The following is an 18,664-nucleotide window of genomic DNA, read 5'->3' on the forward strand; positions in this document are numbered from 1 at the left end:
GGGAGTGTAAAATAAAGTGTGTAAGTTAAAAAACATTAACTTACGCACTTTATTTAGTTTATAGGGTGCGGTACATTAAAAGAAAGGATGAAAGGAATGAGTACAGAACTTATGGCACCAAGAAAGAACAAGAGAAGTGAAGCAGGAAGGGCTATTGCACAGGCTATCATTGACAATTATCAGCCTACAAACGCCCAAGAGATGCAAGATGCAATCAAGGAAATATTTGGTCCTATGTTTGAAGCTATGCTTCAGGGAGAAATGGATTCTCATTTAGGATATGAATCTAATGATCATGGATATAAACCAACTACCAACCGTCGAAATGGTTATACTTCAAAGACGCTGAAGACTTCCATGGGCGATATTGAAATCCAGTCACCTAGAGATCGTGACGGTTCATTTGAGCCCCAGGTTGTACCAAAGCGTACAAGAGATGTCAGCGGTATTGAAGACAAAGTCATTGCTATGTATGCTAAAGGAATGAGCCAGCGTGATATAGCAGATACCATTGAGGATATTTATGGATTTGAAATATCTGCAGAAATGATATCCAACATCACTGATCAGGTCATTGAAAAGGCCAAGGAATGGCAAAGCAGACCGCTTAAGAGGTTCTATCCATTCATTTTTGTAGACTGTCTATATGTAGATATTCGCAAGGAGATGGAGACCAAAAGCTGTGCAGTTTATGTTATCCTTGGGTATGATTCAAATGGCATAAAAGACATCCTGGGGATATGGATTGGAGAATCCGAAGGAAAACATTACTGGATGCAGATATTTGATGAAATCAAAGCCCGTGGTGTTGAAGATATTCTCTTCATAAGCATGGATGGTGTTTCCGGGCTTGAAGAAGGTGCAAAATCAATCTTCAAGGATGTAGTCGTTCAACGCTGTATTGTACATCTGATCCGCAACTCCATAAGATATATCCCATCAAAGGATTACAAAGCTTATACCTCACAGCTTAAAAAAGTATACGGTGCATCCAGTCTCAAAGCTGCTGTGGCTGAATTTGAACGCTTCAAACAGAACTGGAGCAAGTATCCCGGAGCGGTCGATGTATGGACAAGAAACTGGAAACATGTTGAGCAACTCTTCAATTATGGCAGTGCTGTAAGAAAGGTGATGTACACAACTAACCCCATTGAGGCAATAAATTCAAGCCTTAGAAAAGTAACCAAAAAAGGTGCATTTCCTAGCGAGGATGCTGTGCTTAAGGCCCTTTATCTTCGTATCACAGAGCTTTATAAAAAGTGGAATGGTCGACCAGTGCCTAACTGGGCTATTGTAAGGAATCAGCTTGCCATGGACACATCTATGCAAGCCCGGATCCTGAAATACGAAAAATACTGATCAAAGAAGGAGCACCACTGTATGCGATTTAACAGATATCTTCCAGAAGAAACTAGAACACTGCTTGAAGAACAGTATAAAGATTATATCCAAAATACCCCTATGACCAAGAAGGAGCAGCGTGCTGTCCGAGAATGGGTAAAAGATGGTCATAGTGTTTATGAGAACAGTTCCGGTGGATGGTATGACGGTGGCGTTCCAATCCCATTTCTTGAAGTATACCGAGACGAAGAATACATCCGTATTCACACTAAGGATATGTCACCTGATGAAGCTCGTAAATTTGCTCTTAGTTATTATGGCTGGGATGACGATTCTATTCTGGAATCAGAGCCTATCCCCAATGAATCAGGCTATATACTTGATAAAAAGCTCATGAGTAAAATCGAAGCGGAGCTACCTTTTAGATAAGATTACTGACACCATTTTTTACCGCAAAAATCGGTGGTCATGCGACCACCGATTTTAATAAAAGTAAAAAACTTACACACTTAACTTGACACTCTCGGCTTCACCTTATATTCTGTGGAGTGCAGGCTTTATAATCATTCCTTTATGTCTTGTAATTTACTATGCTTTTACAGATGCATCCGGGGCATTTTCCTTTGATAATGTGGCGGATATTATTTCTTATGTAAATATCAAGGCGCTGATGTTATCCATAGCCTTTTCCTTTGGGGCTACGCTTATATGTCTCATAATCGCTTACCCGCTGGCACTGATACTTTCAACGGTTGTAAGCAGTAACTCATCAATACTGTCACTTTTATTTATCCTTCCCATGTGGATGAATTCTCTTCTCAGAACCTACGCATGGCAAAATATCCTTGAAAGAAAAGGCGTGATTAACGGCATTCTTTCAGCACTTAGTCTTCCGCCTCTTTATATCATCAATAAGCCACCGGCAATACTTCTTGGTATGGTCTACGATTTTCTGCCTTTCATGATCCTGCCTGTCTACAATTCCGTTTCAAGAATAGACAAGGATCTTATTAATGCAGCAAAGGACCTTGGTGCAGGCTATAGGGAAACATTTTTCAGAGTAATCTGGCCCCTTAGTCTTCCCGGTGTTATTTCAGGTATTACCATGGTTTTTGTGCCAAGTCTTACTACCTTCGTCATATCAGACATATTGGGCGGAGGAAAAATACTCCTTATCGGTAACGTGATAGAGCAGCTCTTTACGCAGGATTCAGACTGGAATGCCGGAGCAGGACTTTCTGTAGTGCTGATGGTATTTATCGTTATCAGTATGATCATCACATCTAAGTATGACAGGGAGGATATCAGATGAAAAAGACTCTTGGAAGCATATATCTGACGCTGGTTCTGATATTCATGTACGCGCCTATCGCTACCCTCATGATCCTGTCCTTTAATTCAAGTAAATCCCGCTCCCATTTTGGCGGCTTTACACTTGACTGGTATATCGGACTTCTTGAAAACGAAGAAGTAATGAAGGCTTTTCAGACTACCATAATACTTGCTTTTCTTTCAGCCTTTATTGCTACGGTTCTTGGGACCGCCGCATGTACGGGTATGCTTTTTATGAAAAAAAGAAGCAGGAGCATCATAATGGGTGTTACAAATATCCCCATGCTTAATGCCGATATTGTTACAGGCGTAAGCCTTATGCTCTTATTCATAGCTGCGAGGGCTACAATGGGCTTTACTACCGTGCTTTTGGCACACATAACCTTCAATATTCCATACGTTATCCTGTCGGTTATGCCCCGCTACAGAGAGCTTAAGATAAGCACATATGAGGCAGCTCTGGATCTTGGAGCAACACCTTTGTATGCATTTTTTAAGGTGGTACTCCCAGACCTTATGGGAGCCATTCTTTCAGGCTTCATCATGAGCTTTACCATGTCCCTTGATGATTTCATTATTACTCATTTCACCCAGGGACCCGGCTTTGATACTCTTTCAACCAAGATATATTCAGAGGTAAAAAAGGGAATTAACCCTGAAGTATATGCACTTTCAACCATTATGTTCCTGACAATCCTTATCCTTCTGTTTTTGGTAAATTACAGGCCCTGGACAAAGCGTCCGGAGGGAGAAATTCGCGTAAGGACAAGAAAAGAAGTGGTTGTAAGTTCAGGAAACGGAGGCGCTGTATGAGAAAACGTTTAGTGCTGGCATGCCTCCTTTTAATGGTATCGGGACTTTCCGGCTGCGCAAATAATGATGCAGCACAAAATAAAAATGACAATGTCATCTATGTTTACAACTGGGGTGAATACATTGATCCGGAGATTCTGACTATGTTCACCGAAGAAACCGGCATAGAAGTCGTTTATGATGAATATGAAACAAATGAGATAATGTATCCCAAGATAAAGGCAGGGGCTGTTAAGTACGATCTTGTCTGCCCTTCCGATTACATGATAAAGAAGATGATTGATAACGATCTTCTTGAGGAAATCAATTTCGACAATGTTCCAAACTATGTAAATATCGGAGAGGACTACTGGGATCAGGCTGTAAGCTATGACCCTGATAACCGCTATTCTGTGCCCTATGTTTGGGGAACTGTGGGCATTCTCTACAACAAGACCATGGTTAAGGAAAAGGTTGATTCCTGGGCTATACTCTGGGATCCCAAATACAAGGACGAGATTCTGATGCAGGATTCTGTAAGAGACGCCTTCATGGTGGCAGAAAAATATCTTGGATACTCCATGAATACCACGGATGAGGATGAGCTTCAGGAGGCAAAAGAGCTTTTGCAACAGCAAAAATCTTTGGTTCAGGCCTACGTCATCGATCAGGTCCGCGACAAGATGATAGGAAATGAAGCTGCAATTGGCGTTATCTATTCAGGTGAAGCCATATTTACCCAGCGTGAAAATCCTGATCTAGACTATGCGATTCCGAAGGAAGGAACAGCCCTCTGGATGGACTCCTGGGTAATTCCTAAGGGCGCAAGGCATAAGGAAAATGCGGAGAAGTTCATAAATTATCTCTGCCGTCCCGATATAGCCTGTCTGAATTTTGAGTATATTACTTACTCAACTCCCAATATGCCGGCCAGAGACCTTATTGAGGATGAAGATATTCGTAATTCACCAATCGCCTTTCCAGATCTGTCAAAATATAATCTTGAGGTTCAGGTCAGTCTTGGAGAGGAAGCAGACCGCCACCTCAGTGATCTTTGGAGAGAAGTAAAATCCTACTAGATATAAAAATATCAACAGGGCCTGTCTTAATTTAAGAATAGACAGGCCTATAATTTTGCTATTCAAACAAGAATTTTGTTGAAATAAACAAAACCATCTGTTTTTGAACAGAAATGACAACAAAAATGTCGCAAATGACATTTTTCTATACAAATTGCATATAAAAACTATTCCGCACAAAGGCATTTGATGTTAACATGAAGAAACCTTGAAGGAGAAATGACACGGGGAGTCATCCTGAAAGGTGGTTTAGGGAAACTCTTTGGAGAAATTATAAAAGAGACTATCAAAAAACTTTTGGGAGGAATGGGGTTACATTGGGCAAGTGTTATTCTGACATTTCAATCAATTAAGCTGCATCACAGCTTAAATCCCATTTTTAAAAAATCACAGAGAAAATTTGAACCGTATAAGGGGCGTTTATAACGGTTTGTTTAAGTGCGGAAAAAATAAGGCTTTCCGCGAAAATACACTACGTTTCCAATCTGCCAGATAAGGCCAAATAAAAGGAAAGGAGGCTTAATACAGGGGATGGACCTTATCGCAGCGGAATATAAAGGTTAGTTATTAGAGGAGGAATTTTCATAATGAGAAAGAAATTGGTTTCCATACTAATGGCTTCTGCAATGACCATTTCTCTCATGGCCTGCGGCGGCGGATCCGCTCCGGCTACAGGAACAGATGAGAGCGCAGGAACAGCTGCAGAGAGTACCGAGACAGCAGGGGATACCACAGAAGCTGCTGATACTACGGAAACGACGGAAGCTACCGCTTCATCAGACACTGCAAGCGGTGAGATGACAGAAGTCGGAACACCCAGAAATGAGACACTTATTGTTGAGACACAGACACCTACCGATGTACCGGGACAGTTTAATACTTACATGCAGGGCACAACAACCGGTTTTGGTATTCATCAGCTTATGTCAGCTATGATGTGGGAGATGGACACAGCAAAAGGTGAGCAGTTTGGTGAAGTTGCTGATGGAATGCCGGAGTCCAACGCGGATTTTACGGAGCACACTGTCAAGATCAGACAGGGCATCAAGTGGTCAGATGGCGAAGACCTGACCGCAAAAGATGTGGCATTCACATTCAACATGATCATGAACACTCCTAACATCGGAGCAAGTGATTACTACAATTCAATATTCGAATCAGTAGAAGCTACTGATGACTACACAGTTCTTATTAAGACAAAGGAATCATTCCCTCGTCTTGCAATGAAGATGGGCGTTACCATCTGGGGTAATGACCTTCGAATCGTTCCTGAGCACATTTATTCTCAGGTTGATGATCCTTCAACATTCAAGGATGAGAATCCCGTAGTTGCAGGACCTTACACAGTTAAGAGCTACGATCCTCTTGGAAAATGGGTTCTTTATGAGCGCCGTGAGGATTGGGAAAACACAACTGTTGGTGTTGTTACAGGAAAACAGTGCCCTGAGAAATACGTATGGTTCCGTTATCTTGGCGACGACACAACAAGACAGATGGCAATGATCCAGAACGAAGTTGACATCCTCTGCGAAGTTACACCTGAGATTCTTACAGCTATGATGTCATCGAACGACAAGATCTCCGCATGGTATAACGAATTCCCTTATGCTACATCTGATGATCCCTGCTCAAAGGGACTTGCTTTCTCAGAAGGCCAGGGAGCTCCTTATGACAATCCTGATTTCAGATGGGGTATTGCACTTGCCATGAACTTCGATGAGATTTCAATGAACATCTTTGATGGTGCAGGAAGGTCATCACCGTTCGGTATCCTTTGCAACACATCTGCATTCCAGGAACTCTATGCAAAGCCTATGCTCAGCTGGTTTGAAGATTTCGAACTTGACCTTGGCGATGGCACAACATTTAAGCCCTGGGATTCAGAGTACAAGAACCGTATGGCTGAAAAACTTGGTATCACAGGCGACGATGCATATCTTGAAGACATGTTTGGTGTAGGATGCCTTAAGTATAACCCTGAAGCAGCTGAGAAGCTTCTCATCAAGGCCGGCCTTGAGAAGAAGGATGACGGCTGGTACTTTGGTGGCGAACCCTTCACAATCAACCTTACATACCTTGCAGACACAGAAGCTCAGGCAGGACGTGGCGTTCAGGCTGCTTATGACCAGCTCACAAAGTTCGGTCTTAACTGCAACATTTCTTCTGAGTCATCTGCTACATGGGATGCTAACGGTGGTACAGGTAACTATGAAATCGCAGGCTACTGGCCTACAGGTTTCATAACCAAGGACATCTATTCACAGATCAACGGCTATGACGCAGATCTTATCGTTCCTCTTGGAGAGATCGGATCAGGTCAGGGCGTTAGATGGAACAACAAGGAAGCTACAGACATAATCCACAAGCTTGCAAAGGTTTCTCCTGATTCTGATGAAGCTTATGAGCTCGCTCAGGAATTCATCAAGATTCAGTTCACAGAAATGCCTTTCCTTGCATTCCATTCAGGAGTTAAGTTCGTACCTACAAACAGCACATACTGGGGCAATTACCCGAATGCCGACAATGCTTACAATGGTCCCTGGTGGTGGTGGAGCTGCTTCAAGTACATCATGACAGAATTTACAACAAACTAATAAGAAGCACATAAACTGGCGGAAGGAGATGTGCAGGCGCATCTCCTTCTCCTTCTTAAATCACAGATTTGAGAAGGAGGAAAATTTAGCAGAAAAAGGTTGGTGGTTTCGTGAAATTCAGAACATATTTCTTAAAACGTCTTGGGACGTGGGCGCTGACCATCTGGATAGGCGTCACCTTCATATTTTTTGTACCACGAATGTTTCCCTCAGACCCGGTAGAATCCATGATTGGACAAATTTCAGCAAGGTCAGGCTCAATGGATCCGGTTCAGATGGATGCACTAAGAAGATCCCTAAGAGTTCAGTTCGGACTTGAAGGATCACTGATGGAACAGTATACAACCTTCCTGTGGAAGGGACTCTTACATTTTGATTTTGGCCCCTCACTTATGAGTTACCCTGAACCCGCAGGAAAAATTATATCAACTTATCTGCCATACACCGTAGGACTATCCATGATATCCACGCTTCTTGCATGGATCATAGGTAACCTTATTGGACTTTTGGCAGGCTTTAGAAAAAATAAACGATCATCAAAGATTCTGGAAGGCATCGCCATTTGCCTTTACCCGATACCTTACTTCATCGTGGCACTTGTCTTGCAGATTTTCTTTGCTTACATTTTGGGATGGTTTCCGCTGACAACAACCATTAACAGTTTCCAGGGATTTGGTGTATTCATGGCTTCACTTATTAAGTCATCAATACTGCCGGCTCTTTCACTTCTCCTTGTAGGAACAGGCTGGTGGATCATATCCATGAAATCTCTTGCGGCAACCACATCCGAGGAGGACTACGTTCTCTATGCCAGATACCGCGGACTTTCAGAGGGAGTTATCGGAACAAAATACGTTCTTAAAAACTCAATCCTCACTCAGGTTACAGCTCTTGCAATGAGCCTTGGAGGAGTATTTGGCGGATCGATCATGACAGAGATTATTTTCGGATATCCCGGTGTAGGAACCCTTATTCAGAAAGCAATCCTGCAGTCGGATTACAACATGATCCTTGGTTGTATCACGATTTCAATTGTAGCTATATCAACAGCAACACTGATTGTCGATTTGGTTTATCCGTTCATCGACCCTCGTATCAGATATTCATAAGGGGAGGGCGAGAGAATGAAAATGTTTTGGAAAAACGCGAATTTTGCCCTAAGATCTGGGCTTATCATTACGGCGATCTTTTTTATAATAGGCTTCGTTGTGTACCTCATACCACATGCGGATCCTTTTAACTTCAACACCTACCAGCCAAAGCTTGGAGCATCGGGAGAACACCTTCTTGGAACAACCTCCATGGGACAGGATGTACTCTGGCTCCTCATTGAGGCTATTCACAATTCACTGGTAATCGGACTTATCGTTGCCACCATCGGAACGGTAGTTGGAGTCTTTGTGGGACTTTTGTCCGGTTTTGCAGGAGGAGCGCTTGACCGCGTTCTTATGGTAGTGACGGATACCTTCGTTGTTATCCCTTCACTCCCTATCCTGATCCTTATGACATCACTTATGAAAGGCACATCTACGGTAATTTTGATTGCCCTTGTGCTTGCCATGTTTGCATGGGCGTGGCCCAGCAGACAAATAAGATCCATGGCACTTACCCTGAAGGAGCGCGATTTCATTCAGACAGCAAAGTTTTCAGGTGAAGGCACAATCCAAATCGTAGTAACAGAGATTTTGCCCTTTGCACTTACATGGTCTTTATCTAACTTCATGAACGCAACACTTAATGCCATAGCATCTGAGTCATCCCTTGCCGTACTTGGACTTTCCCCGGCTAATCTTATTTCACTTGGAAACATGATCCAGTGGGCAAGAGAGAGAAATGCGATTTTCAACAAGCAGTGGCTATGGATCGGATCACCGATTGTTGCAACCATAGTGATGTTCATCGGACTATTCCTGCTGATCACAGGCTATAACGATTATCTTGCAATGAAGAGAGGCAGGTGATGGAAAATGATTAAAGTAGTAAATCTGTCTACCTCGTACAAGACAATCGACGGAGACATACACGTATTAAACGATCTTAATTTTACGATCAATGACAATGAAATATTCGGAATCGCAGGCGAGTCAGGCTGCGGAAAAACAACACTGCTTAAGACTCTCTACGATATTATCGAGTGGCCCCTTGAAATAGATAAGGGACAGATCACTCTCTCAGGAACAAAGGATGGAAAAGATTTTTCTTTTTCATCGGGAGAAATAAGGAAAACCTGGTGGAATAACATAGCTTACGTTCCACAGGCAGCCCAGTCTGTACTTGACCCTATAACCAGACTGAAAAAACAGTTCCTTGATTCAATTCCTGCGGAGGATAGAAAAAAAGAAACAAAGGAAGAAACCCTTAAGAGGGTTGCGGATTATTTAGAGGAGCTCAGCCTTTCTCCCGATATTCTTGAAGCCTTCCCCTTCCAGCTCTCAGGTGGTATGAGACAGCGAGTAATTATTGCTCTTGCAACCTTCATGTCACCAAGCGTTGTTTTGGCTGATGAGCCTACAACGGCTCTTGACGTTGTGGTTCAAAGAGGCATCCTTATGATGCTGACAAAGCTTCAGAAGCAGCTTAAGAACACCATGGTCATCGTAAGTCATGACATGGGCGTTCACTATCAGATAACTGACAGAATGGGAATCATGTATTCAGGAAGCATGATAGAGCTGGGACCCACAGAAGGAATCTTCGAGGATCCGATTCACCCCTACACCACAATGCTGGTTAACGCACTTCCCAAGGTTGGCGATAAGAGCGCAAAGGTTGGTATTCCCGGACGTCCCCCGGCACTTAAAAATCCGCCGCCCGGATGCAGATTTGCACCACGCTGCCCTTATGCAACAGATAAATGCAGGAGTGCCGTTCCCGAGTTTAGAGAGATTAAACCCGGAAGATTTGCGGCATGCCACCTGCTAAAAGAGGGAGGTGGCATGATAAATGGCTGATAAATACTTATTGGAAGTAAAGGGTGTAACAAAGAATTTCAGAATAGGCGGAATGCTTAGAGGTAAGAAAATGACTGCGGTTGATCAGGTATCCCTTTCAATCGATGCGGATAAGCCTGTCATTCTCTCAGTTGTTGGTGAATCCGGCTGTGGTAAATCCACACTTTGCAAGATGATATTAAGACTTCATACCCCGGATGGAGGCGACATTATTCTGAACGGCAAGTCCTACAGTGATACAAAGGGGTATGATGCGCAGCAGTTTAAGCTGGACGTACAGCCCATTTTCCAGAATCCCTATGAGTCCTTTTCTCCCAGAAAAGCAGTAGATACCTACCTGTATAACACTGCTCTTAAGCTGGGAATTGCAAAGAATCAAAAGGAAGCTGAGGAAAAGGCTGACGAAGCACTTAAGAGTGTAGGTATGTCCCTTGCTGTAGTAAAGGGAAAATATACCGCGCAGTTTTCAGGCGGTGAGCTTCAGAGAGTTTCTATCGCAAGAGCACTTATCACAAGACCAAAGCTCATAATTGCAGATGAACCTGTAGCTGCTATCGATGCATCTATGAAAATGAACATCGTAAACCTCTTTAAGGAGCTGAAGGATAAATATGGAATTTCCTTTATCTATATTACCCACGACCTTTCAACTGCTTATTATGTTTCGGATTACATCGCAACACTTTACCGCGGCGGACTTATCGAATACGGTCCTGCCAAGGAGCTTATGGATGCGCCGGGACACCCCTATACGCAGCTTTTGATGGAGGCTGTTCCAAGGGTTGGTGATAAGTGGAATCAGGAATTCGTGATGCCCGATATGGAGACCAAGGAATATGCACTTACCTGCTGTAAGTTCGCACCCAGATGCCCCTATGCTACAGATGTATGCAGACAGGGAAAACCTGACAAAACAGATCTTGGCGGTGGCAGAAGCGTTTACTGCTTCCATCCGCTTCAAAGCGCAAATGCTTAATATTTTTACTTATGAAAGGAGCAGACCAATATGGCTGCAACATGGCTTAAAGACGCAATTTTTTATGAGATCTATCCTCAGTCCTTTTATGACACAAATGGGGATGGAATCGGAGATTTCAACGGAATAATTGAAAAGCTTGATTATATAAAGGAGCTTGGATGTAACGCTCTTTGGATCAACCCCTGCTTTGATTCACCCTTTAAGGATGCTGGCTATGACGTAAGAGATTACAAAAAGGTAGCACCAAGATATGGCAATAACAACGACCTCTACAGACTTTTCGGAGAGGCTCACAACAGAGGAATCAAGGTACTTCTTGACCTTGTTCCAGGCCACACCTCAGAGGAGCATGAGTGGTTTAAGATGAGCCAGAAGGCTGAAGAAAATGAGTATACAAATCGTTTCATCTGGACAGATTTTTGTTTCCAGCCCGCAAAAGGCCTTAACTATGTAGGCGGAGAGAGCGAGCGAAGCGCAACCTATGCCCTTAACTTTTTCAAGTGCCAACCGGCTCTGAACTACGGATTTTTAAATCCCACAGAGCCCTGGCAGCTTCCCACAGATCACCCGGACGTTATTGCTACAAGGGAAGCACTCAAGGACATCATGAGATTCTGGCTGCAGCATGGCTGTGATGGTTTCCGTGTTGATATGGCAGCATCTCTTGTTAAAAATGATGATGAGAAGAAGACTGGAACAAGCGCAGTATGGCTTGATGTGCGCAAGATGCTTGATGAAGAATTCCCTGAAGCTGCAATGGTAGCTGAGTGGAGTAACCCGCCTCTTGCATTAAGAGCCGGCTATGATATGGATTTTTATCTGAATCACCCCGGCAACGGTTATTCAACACTTATGCGCGACTATTTCGTGAATGATAAGACCAAAGAAGATCATTCCTATTTCAAAAAAGATGGTGACGGGGACATTAATCGTTTCCTTGATGAATATTTAACCTGGTACGAGGATACGAAGGGAGTAGGCTACATCTCGATGCTCACCTGCAATCACGACACCAACCGTCCGAGATTCACGTTAGATCCCGACGAGCTGAAGCTTGCTTACGCGTTCCTGTTCACCATGCCAGGTGTACCTTTCCTTTACTATGGTGATGAGATCGGTATGAGATATTTAGAGCTCCCCACCAAGGAAGGCGGTTATTACAGAACCGGCTCCAGGACCCCTATGCAGTGGAACAAAGGCAAAAATCTTGGCTTCTCGGAAGGTTGTGAAGATTCCCTTTATCTTCCTGTGGACCCCGAAGCCGATGCACCTACCGTTGAAGATCAGGAGAAGGACAAAGGCTCCCTCCTAAATGTAGTCAAAGATCTTCTCGCTCTTCGACATAAAGAAGAGGATCTTCAGGCAGATGCAGAATTTAAGGTTCTTTTTGCAGAGAAAGGTAAGCCCTTCGTATACAAGCGAGGCGACCTTACAATTGCAATAAACCCCTCCGATAAGGAGACAACAGCAGCCCTTTCCGTACAGGGCGAAGTACTTTATATCCTGGGTAGCGCAACCCTTGGAAGCGAGATAACTCTTGCACCTCAGTCCTTCGTCGTTGTACGTTGAAAAAACCTTTTTACCTTTCCTTGGATGCCCCGGTACCAAAAGTGCCGGGGCAGCACTTTTATCCTGCGGATAAAAGCAATTATGCGTAGCTCGCAGCATGGAAATTTATTGCTTCGCAATACTGCTCGCACGCGAGGATTTTGCAAAGGAAATCCTATTTAATAGCTCTCTATAGCGTTGAAATAAACGGATTTTGATTCTATAATCTATGATATATAGTATCTGTGAGGTTTCCGATATCTGTACGTTTTTTGGGGGGATTTGTTTTGGAGAAGAAAGGTAAGCTATCTGTACCTGTAAAAACTGCAGCAGTGGCAATTATAACAGCTTTTTGCTGCGTGCTGCTTCTTGTAATTACCGCATGTATTCCAACCGGCATGATTCAAAAACAATCTGAGGCAAGTGCCGAGTATTTTTCTCAGCGTGAACCTTTTGAGGTGCTTATCGGTGACTACATCAATTCCATTCAGGATAACTATTCGGACACTGTCATTTGCGACATCATTTATTGTATTGATACCAAGACTCCTTTTAAGTCAGTTATCAGCGCAAAATATACACAGTCTGCCCATGAGCAGGCCTATGATGGGTATCTTGCTGCGGTAAGAGGAGAGGAAGAAATCAACAACGAATACGGCCGCTACTGGCACGGCACCATGGTGCTGCTCCGTCCCCTTCTTGTTTTTGTGCCTGTTCAGCTGATTCGCGTGATCTTTGGCGTGTTGATAACAATTCTTCAGATAGCTGTGATTTGTATTTTGGTAAAAAGAAAACATATCGCCTTTTCAGTGATCTATGGAATCTCGGTTTTACTGGTGGAGCCATGGATGTTCTTTACTTCCTTTGAATATTCCACTGCTTTTCTTGTGGCATCCGCAGCAGCTCTCATCATCCTGCTTCTTAAGGGAAGAGAGTCGGATGATGTAACCATGCCATTTTTTGCAGCTGTTGGAGTTGTGATATTTTTCATGGACTTTCTTACTACTGAGAATCTCACCTTCACATTGCCTATGATGATGCTTCTTTTGGACAGACATCCATCTTATTCCGGAAAAGAGGGCTTTATTTCAATTTTGAAAAACGGGATATGCTGGGCTCTTGGATATGCGGGAATGTTTTTCCTGAAGGTGGTTTTGCTCCTTGTTGTAGCTGGAAAAGAAGTTGTAGCTTCATCTGTTGAGGAAGGCTTTTTCAGAATAGGAGGCGAGGTGCGACTTGGAAACAGTAACCTCAATCCTGCCGCAGATCCCTGGACCAGACTTTCAGGAGCAATCTGGCATAATCTCTCAACTCTTTACCCTGAAACCCTTGGCGAACTGACACCTGCGTTCCCTGTTATCACTACGGGGATTATACTGGCGGTGGGCTTTAGTCTTGTGTATCTGCTTCGTGATAAGATCGACTGGAATCTGTTTATTCCCCTTGGAATTGTTGCGCTCATACCTTATGCCAGATTCCTTGCGCTCTCAAACCATTCCTATGTACATTTCTTCATCACTTACAGGGCACAGCTTGTGACAATTGCGATATTTTTCTATTTTGTTTACGAGAATGGCATAAGGCAGCTAATTGGAGGTAGGAAAAAGTAAAGTGTTTTAAAGAGCCGGAAGGGTTATAGTTTCTGGCATTCAAGACTATTTCGTGTATTAGCACAGAAAAGTTCACGAAGGTTTTCAAATGTCAAGTACCAATTTTGAATCAATTTGTTCATAATTCGTAATTCAGCAGACAATGATTGTGTTTATAATACAGTTGTCTGCTTTTTTATTAATATAATTCTTTGAATTCAATTAATTAAAAAAATCCTATTCTATTGCTGACAGTTTTATCTGCTTGTCTTTTTGCGTTATCGTCAGCAAGGCGGTGTAGACAACGTTTCGAAGTTCTTTTTTATCAATAACTTATACCTCATGGGTAAACAGAAGAAGGGTGAGGTAACAGAAAACTAAATATGTGAAGTAACTATAAGTGTCTTGATTTTTTATGGAGGGAGAAAAAATGGAGAGAAAAGATGCTTTAACAAAGTTTCGAGGAAGAATTAAAGGTCTGGCTGCAATTGGACTTGCTGTAGCTATGGCCTTTGGAATGATGCCGGCTATGCAGGCGAAGGCAGCGGAAGATAATTATTTAAGATATATGTTTGTTCGCTCAGGAGATGATGCAAGACTTTATGGCGATCACGTTGGCAGTGGCGATGTATATGATTGCTATCATCCGAACGATTTTAGTGGTAATAGGATAATTGATGAAAACCTAAATCCAACATCCGGATACTCGAAATGGATCATTCCACAAGGTGGCAAGGATGAATTGGAACAGACCATAACAGTGAAGGAAGTGGATAAAGATGACCACGTTCCATTATTTTTTGGCTATGTTGGCAAGACCGGAAATTTCACGACTTATCAAGATGGGAATAAAGTGTATGAATTTGAAGCTGACTACACTATGGATACAAGCGGTAGTGTGTGGGGATTATACTTTAATGCTGGAGAGAGCGATGTTACGTTGATTACTGAAACCGATCATTGGATTTTGGATGTTGTAACAGTTAGCTACGTAAAATCTATAGCCTTAGACAAAACAGAACTTAACTTCAAGCAGGGTGATGCAGGACAAAAGCTTACACTTTCACCCAGACTCAATCCGGCCAGATTTAACTGGACATCCAGCAATGAGGCTGTAGCAAAAGTTGATGGCGAAGGAACCGTTTCCCCTGTAAAGGGTGGTACTGCAACAATTACAGCTACCATGAAGACAAATTCTTCTATCGGTGCAACCTGTACAGTTAATGTTGAAGGTAAAGAAGAGACACAGGAAGAAGCAAAAGAAGAAAAACAAGAAGAAGCAAAAGCTACTGAGACGCCTCAGGCACTGCAGACAGAAGAGCCTACAGTTGATCGCTCAGCAGATACCATGGAAACAGGCCTAAAGATTACCCAGAATAAGAAAGGTCTTAACGTTAAGTGGGATGCAGAAGCTGACGCAGCTAAGTATGAAGTTTATGCAGCATATCTTGGAAAGAAGAATGCAGATAAGATCGAGACAACCGCAAATTCAGCTCAGGTAAGCACTATCGGTGGCAAGAATATAGATCCCAAAAAGAATTACGAAATCTATGTAGTTGCTTACGATGCAAAGGGCAACAAGATCGGTACATCCCTTAAAGCCTTCGTAGCAGGAAAAGACAGCAAAAATACAAATGCCAAGAAGATAACAGCTACAAGGAAAGTAAGCATTAAGGCAGGTAAGAGTGCAAAGGTTAAAACAAAGATCACCCTTGCAGATAAGAAAAAGAAAGTTCTTGCAAAGAAGTATGCTGCAGATGTTCGCTACTTCTCAACAGATACAAGCATTGCAACCGTTTCCAAGTCCGGCAGGATCAGGGGCGTAGCAAAGGGAAGCTGCACAGTATATGCAATTGCCAAGAATGGCCTCGCAGCAAAGATTAAGGTTACGGTTAAATAATATGGTAAGTGGCAAATGCTTTTTGACGCTTACTATAGATGTGAAAAAGATTTATGGAGGGAAAACTATGGAGAGAAAGGGAGTTTTTAAGCGTTTTCGAGGTAGGATCAAAGGACTTGCAGCACTGGGACTTGCTGTAGTTATGGCCTTTGGAATGATGCCGGCTATGCAGGCGAAGGCAGCTATTAATGCACATTATTCTATTTATTATTTTGTTCGCTCAGGAGATGATGCACGTTTGTATGGTGATAATTGGGGAAGCGGAGGAGATATATTCGGTTGTAGCTTAGGTGAAGATTTTAGTGGCAATGAAGTAATTGATGCAAATTTAAACTTAACCCCATACGCAGCTCGACATGATATTGCTTCACTGGCCGATAAGTCTGATATGCAAAACACTATAACAGTGAAGGATACGTTGAATTCCGGATTCTTTTTAGCTCATGGCTTTGTTGGTAAAACCGGTAATTTCACTACCTATCTCGATGGACAAGAAGTAAGATCATTCGGAGATTATGAAGAAGAATGGAAGAAAGAATTTGCGAAGAGTATTGAAGTTCCTATCTTGAAAGAGATAAAAAAGAATGAAGGGATAGTGGCTCTTTATCGTCAGAGTTTTTTTGATTGGGTCGATCTTTATGTTAATAATGAATATGATATAACGCTGAATACAGCAAACAAAAATTGGATTCTTGACATAGTTACAGTTAAAAAAGTAAAAGAAATAGCCTTCGACAAGGCAGAAGTTAACTTTAAGCAGGGCGATGCAGGCCAGAAGCTGGCAATCTCACCCAAGCTCAACTTAAACAGGTTTGACTGGACATCTAGTGATGCAAACGTAGCAACAGTTGATGCCACAGGAACAGTAACACCTGTAAATGGCGGTACGGCTACAATTACAGCTACCTTGAAATCAAACACTTCTATCAAAGCTACCTGCACAGTTAATGTGGAAGGTAAAGAGCCCACAGTTGACCGTTCAAAAGATACCCTCAAGACCGGTCTTAAGATTTCTCAGAAAAAGAATAAGACCCTTGTGGTTAAGTGGGACAAAGAAGCTGATGCAGCTAAGTATGAAGTATATGCTTCTTGCCTTGGAAAGAAGAACGCAGATAAGATCGAGACAACCGCAAATTCAGCTCAGGTAAGCACTATCGGTGGCAAGAATATAGATCCCAAAAAGAATTACGAGATCTATGTAGTTGCTTACGATGCAAAGGGCAACAAGATCGGTACATCCCTCAAGGCATTCGTAGCAGGTAAGGACAGCAAGAATACTAATGCCAAGAAGATCACAGCTAACAAGAAGGTATCTTTAAAGGCAGGCAAGACTGTTAAGGTTAAAGTCAATGTCAAACTTGCAGATAGTAAGAAGAAAGCGCTTGCAAAGAAGTATGCGTCAGATGTTCGCTATTTATCTACAGATACCGGTGTTGCAACTGTTTCTAAGTCAGGCAAGATCAAGGGCGTGGCACCGGGAACATGTACGGTACTTGCAATTGCCAAGAACGGCCTCGCAGCTAAGATCAAGGTTACGGTTAAGTAACTAGTACACCTGGATATTGGTGATTAATTTAGAAGTGGGAATGTATAGCGGGATAAGCTCCGTCAATTCTATATCAGTGGTGGCTGAAATACTTGATGTGTTCTTCGCACACTGATATAGCAAGAAAAAGTAGAGAATCAGTGCGTAGATAGTCCGGAAGAAGGCTCGGTAATGAGTTTTAAAGGCGTCTACGCACTGATTTTATGATGTATCAGCGAGAAAACTCCTTCCGACATAGTCGGTGGGGGATGAATCGCTGGCGCTCAGCGTTTCGCTTTGCTGTATCGTCCTGTTTTTTCATATTTTCTTTTGTGGTCATCCGTGCGCTGGCTTTCTATATATTTTTTCACTGTCTCAAGTGAAACTGATCCGGTTGTGGCGCAAAAATAACTCCTGCTCCAGAAAAGAGCATCTCCCCACAGATATTTTTCTATGTGTTCACGGTATTTGATCCTGACTTCTTTAGAGAGCTGGGACTTTAAGGTGTTGATCAGTTTTACCGGAGCGACATCCGGAGGCATGGAGATAAGCATGTGTATATGATCCTCATCTGTCTCAGCAGAAAGCATATCGCAGTCCATCCTTCCACACAGATAAGCCGCGTGATTTTTCATGAAATCCCCCATCTCATCGGTTATCACTTTTTTCCTGTATTTAGTGACAAAAATGATATGATAGGTAAGCAGGTAAACGGAATGTGAACCTCTTCTGTAGTTATCCATAAAAGCTCCTTCTAAAAAGAACAAATGTTTTGATTGCTCTTGTAAATTATGCTATAATACTAATATAATCTTTTGGAAAGGAAATCTCAACTGTGTATAGGACAAGGCAGTACAGAATAACTAAAAACAACACACTATACAGTTACTGCCAGGATATTTGCAGGGCATCTGCAGTTCTTTACAACAGGGCGAATTTCATCATCCGACAGTATGCTTCTGCCACAGAGGCATTTGACTCTTACAGGCCTCTTTTTCCCAATCAGATGCAGGTGTATAAACTTGTAAGTGAAA

Annotated in this window: 15 protein-coding genes; 14 read left to right on the forward strand and 1 reads right to left on the reverse strand. The window is 42.6% G+C overall.

The window, feature by feature from the left end; genetic code table 11:
* Positions 1-111: 111 nt before the first annotated feature.
* The 14 genes from G608_RS0116850 to G608_RS21645 all read left to right on the forward strand — a co-directional run bounded on the left by G608_RS0116850 (position 112) and on the right by G608_RS21645 (position 17,651).
* Positions 112-1,359, forward strand: a complete 1,248-nt coding sequence (locus G608_RS0116850; RefSeq protein ID WP_026496923.1) for an IS256 family transposase — start codon at positions 112-114, stop codon at positions 1,357-1,359.
* A 21-nt stretch (positions 1,360-1,380) separates the two neighbouring features.
* On the forward strand, positions 1,381-1,770 hold the full coding sequence (locus G608_RS0116855; RefSeq protein ID WP_026496924.1) for a hypothetical protein: 390 nt from the start codon (positions 1,381-1,383) through the stop codon (positions 1,768-1,770).
* A gap of 85 nt (positions 1,771-1,855) precedes the next feature.
* A complete protein-coding gene (locus tag G608_RS0116860; protein ID WP_026496993.1) occupies positions 1,856-2,653 on the forward strand; it encodes an ABC transporter permease in 798 nt (265 codons plus the stop codon).
* The gene (locus G608_RS24030; protein ID WP_051209469.1) at positions 2,650-3,486 is read left to right on the forward strand and encodes an ABC transporter permease; all 837 of its coding nucleotides are present in this window, start codon (positions 2,650-2,652) and stop codon (positions 3,484-3,486) included. The genes G608_RS0116860 and G608_RS24030 overlap by 4 nt, the downstream gene beginning before the upstream one ends.
* The gene (locus tag G608_RS24035) at positions 3,483-4,544 is read left to right on the forward strand and encodes an ABC transporter substrate-binding protein (RefSeq protein WP_026496994.1); all 1,062 of its coding nucleotides are present in this window, start codon (positions 3,483-3,485) and stop codon (positions 4,542-4,544) included. The genes G608_RS24030 and G608_RS24035 overlap by 4 nt, the downstream gene beginning before the upstream one ends.
* 587 nt (positions 4,545-5,131) lie before the next feature.
* Positions 5,132-7,138, forward strand: a complete 2,007-nt coding sequence (locus tag G608_RS0116880) for an ABC transporter substrate-binding protein (protein WP_026496996.1) — start codon at positions 5,132-5,134, stop codon at positions 7,136-7,138.
* A gap of 227 nt (positions 7,139-7,365) precedes the next feature.
* Positions 7,366-8,247, forward strand: coding sequence for an ABC transporter permease (locus tag G608_RS0116885; RefSeq protein ID WP_242829422.1), 882 nt, complete (start codon positions 7,366-7,368; stop codon positions 8,245-8,247).
* Positions 8,248-8,262: 15 nt separating this feature from the next.
* The gene (locus G608_RS0116890; RefSeq protein ID WP_026496998.1) at positions 8,263-9,099 is read left to right on the forward strand and encodes an ABC transporter permease; all 837 of its coding nucleotides are present in this window, start codon (positions 8,263-8,265) and stop codon (positions 9,097-9,099) included.
* Between the two features lie 6 nt (positions 9,100-9,105).
* Complete coding sequence (locus tag G608_RS0116895) at positions 9,106-10,089, forward strand: ABC transporter ATP-binding protein (RefSeq protein WP_026496999.1); 984 nt, start codon at positions 9,106-9,108, stop codon at positions 10,087-10,089.
* Positions 10,082-11,065 (forward strand): ABC transporter ATP-binding protein, encoded by a 984-nt coding sequence (locus G608_RS0116900; RefSeq protein ID WP_026497000.1) that lies wholly within the window; start codon positions 10,082-10,084, stop codon positions 11,063-11,065. The genes G608_RS0116895 and G608_RS0116900 overlap by 8 nt, the downstream gene beginning before the upstream one ends.
* 30 nt (positions 11,066-11,095) lie before the next feature.
* The gene (locus G608_RS21635; RefSeq protein ID WP_035796042.1) at positions 11,096-12,637 is read left to right on the forward strand and encodes an alpha-amylase family glycosyl hydrolase; all 1,542 of its coding nucleotides are present in this window, start codon (positions 11,096-11,098) and stop codon (positions 12,635-12,637) included.
* Between the two features lie 266 nt (positions 12,638-12,903).
* Entirely contained in the window at positions 12,904-14,226 is a 1,323-nt protein-coding gene (locus tag G608_RS0116910) for a hypothetical protein (RefSeq protein WP_026497001.1), read from the forward strand.
* Positions 14,227-14,635: 409 nt separating this feature from the next.
* Positions 14,636-16,105, forward strand: a complete 1,470-nt coding sequence (locus G608_RS21640) for an Ig-like domain-containing protein (protein WP_035796044.1) — start codon at positions 14,636-14,638, stop codon at positions 16,103-16,105.
* Between the two features lie 67 nt (positions 16,106-16,172).
* The gene (locus G608_RS21645) at positions 16,173-17,651 is read left to right on the forward strand and encodes an Ig-like domain-containing protein (protein WP_035796048.1); all 1,479 of its coding nucleotides are present in this window, start codon (positions 16,173-16,175) and stop codon (positions 17,649-17,651) included.
* Between the two features lie 263 nt (positions 17,652-17,914).
* Here G608_RS21645 and tnpA read toward each other — a convergent pair whose 3' ends face one another.
* Positions 17,915-18,373 (reverse strand): IS200/IS605 family transposase, encoded by a 459-nt coding sequence (gene tnpA, locus G608_RS21650; RefSeq protein WP_051209471.1) that lies wholly within the window; start codon positions 18,371-18,373, stop codon positions 17,915-17,917.
* Positions 18,374-18,664: the final 291 nt, after the last annotated feature.

Origin of the sequence: Butyrivibrio sp. WCD3002, assembly GCF_000424265.1 — a bacterium.
GTDB lineage: Bacteria > Bacillota > Clostridia > Lachnospirales > Lachnospiraceae > Butyrivibrio.

Bases quoted from the DNA above. Each gene is read 5' to 3' on its own strand.
- G608_RS0116890 (WP_026496998.1), top strand. From the start codon at position 8,263: ATGAAAATGTTTTGGAAAAACGCGAATTTTGCCCTAAGATCTGGGCTT.
- G608_RS0116900 (WP_026497000.1), top strand. From the start codon at position 10,082: ATGGCTGATAAATACTTATTGGAAGTAAAGGGTGTAACAAAGAATTTC.
- tnpA (WP_051209471.1), bottom strand. From the start codon at position 18,373: ATGGATAACTACAGAAGAGGTTCACATTCCGTTTACCTGCTTACCTAT.
- G608_RS24035 (WP_026496994.1), top strand. From the start codon at position 3,483: ATGAGAAAACGTTTAGTGCTGGCATGCCTCCTTTTAATGGTATCGGGA.
- G608_RS0116885 (WP_242829422.1), top strand. From the start codon at position 7,366: ATGATTGGACAAATTTCAGCAAGGTCAGGCTCAATGGATCCGGTTCAG.
- G608_RS24030 (WP_051209469.1), top strand. From the start codon at position 2,650: ATGAAAAAGACTCTTGGAAGCATATATCTGACGCTGGTTCTGATATTC.
- G608_RS21640 (WP_035796044.1), top strand. From the start codon at position 14,636: ATGGAGAGAAAAGATGCTTTAACAAAGTTTCGAGGAAGAATTAAAGGT.
- G608_RS0116850 (WP_026496923.1), top strand. From the start codon at position 112: ATGGCACCAAGAAAGAACAAGAGAAGTGAAGCAGGAAGGGCTATTGCA.
- G608_RS21635 (WP_035796042.1), top strand. From the start codon at position 11,096: ATGGCTGCAACATGGCTTAAAGACGCAATTTTTTATGAGATCTATCCT.
- G608_RS0116880 (WP_026496996.1), top strand. From the start codon at position 5,132: ATGAGAAAGAAATTGGTTTCCATACTAATGGCTTCTGCAATGACCATT.
- G608_RS21645 (WP_035796048.1), top strand. From the start codon at position 16,173: ATGGAGAGAAAGGGAGTTTTTAAGCGTTTTCGAGGTAGGATCAAAGGA.
- G608_RS0116895 (WP_026496999.1), top strand. From the start codon at position 9,106: ATGATTAAAGTAGTAAATCTGTCTACCTCGTACAAGACAATCGACGGA.
- G608_RS0116855 (WP_026496924.1), top strand. From the start codon at position 1,381: ATGCGATTTAACAGATATCTTCCAGAAGAAACTAGAACACTGCTTGAA.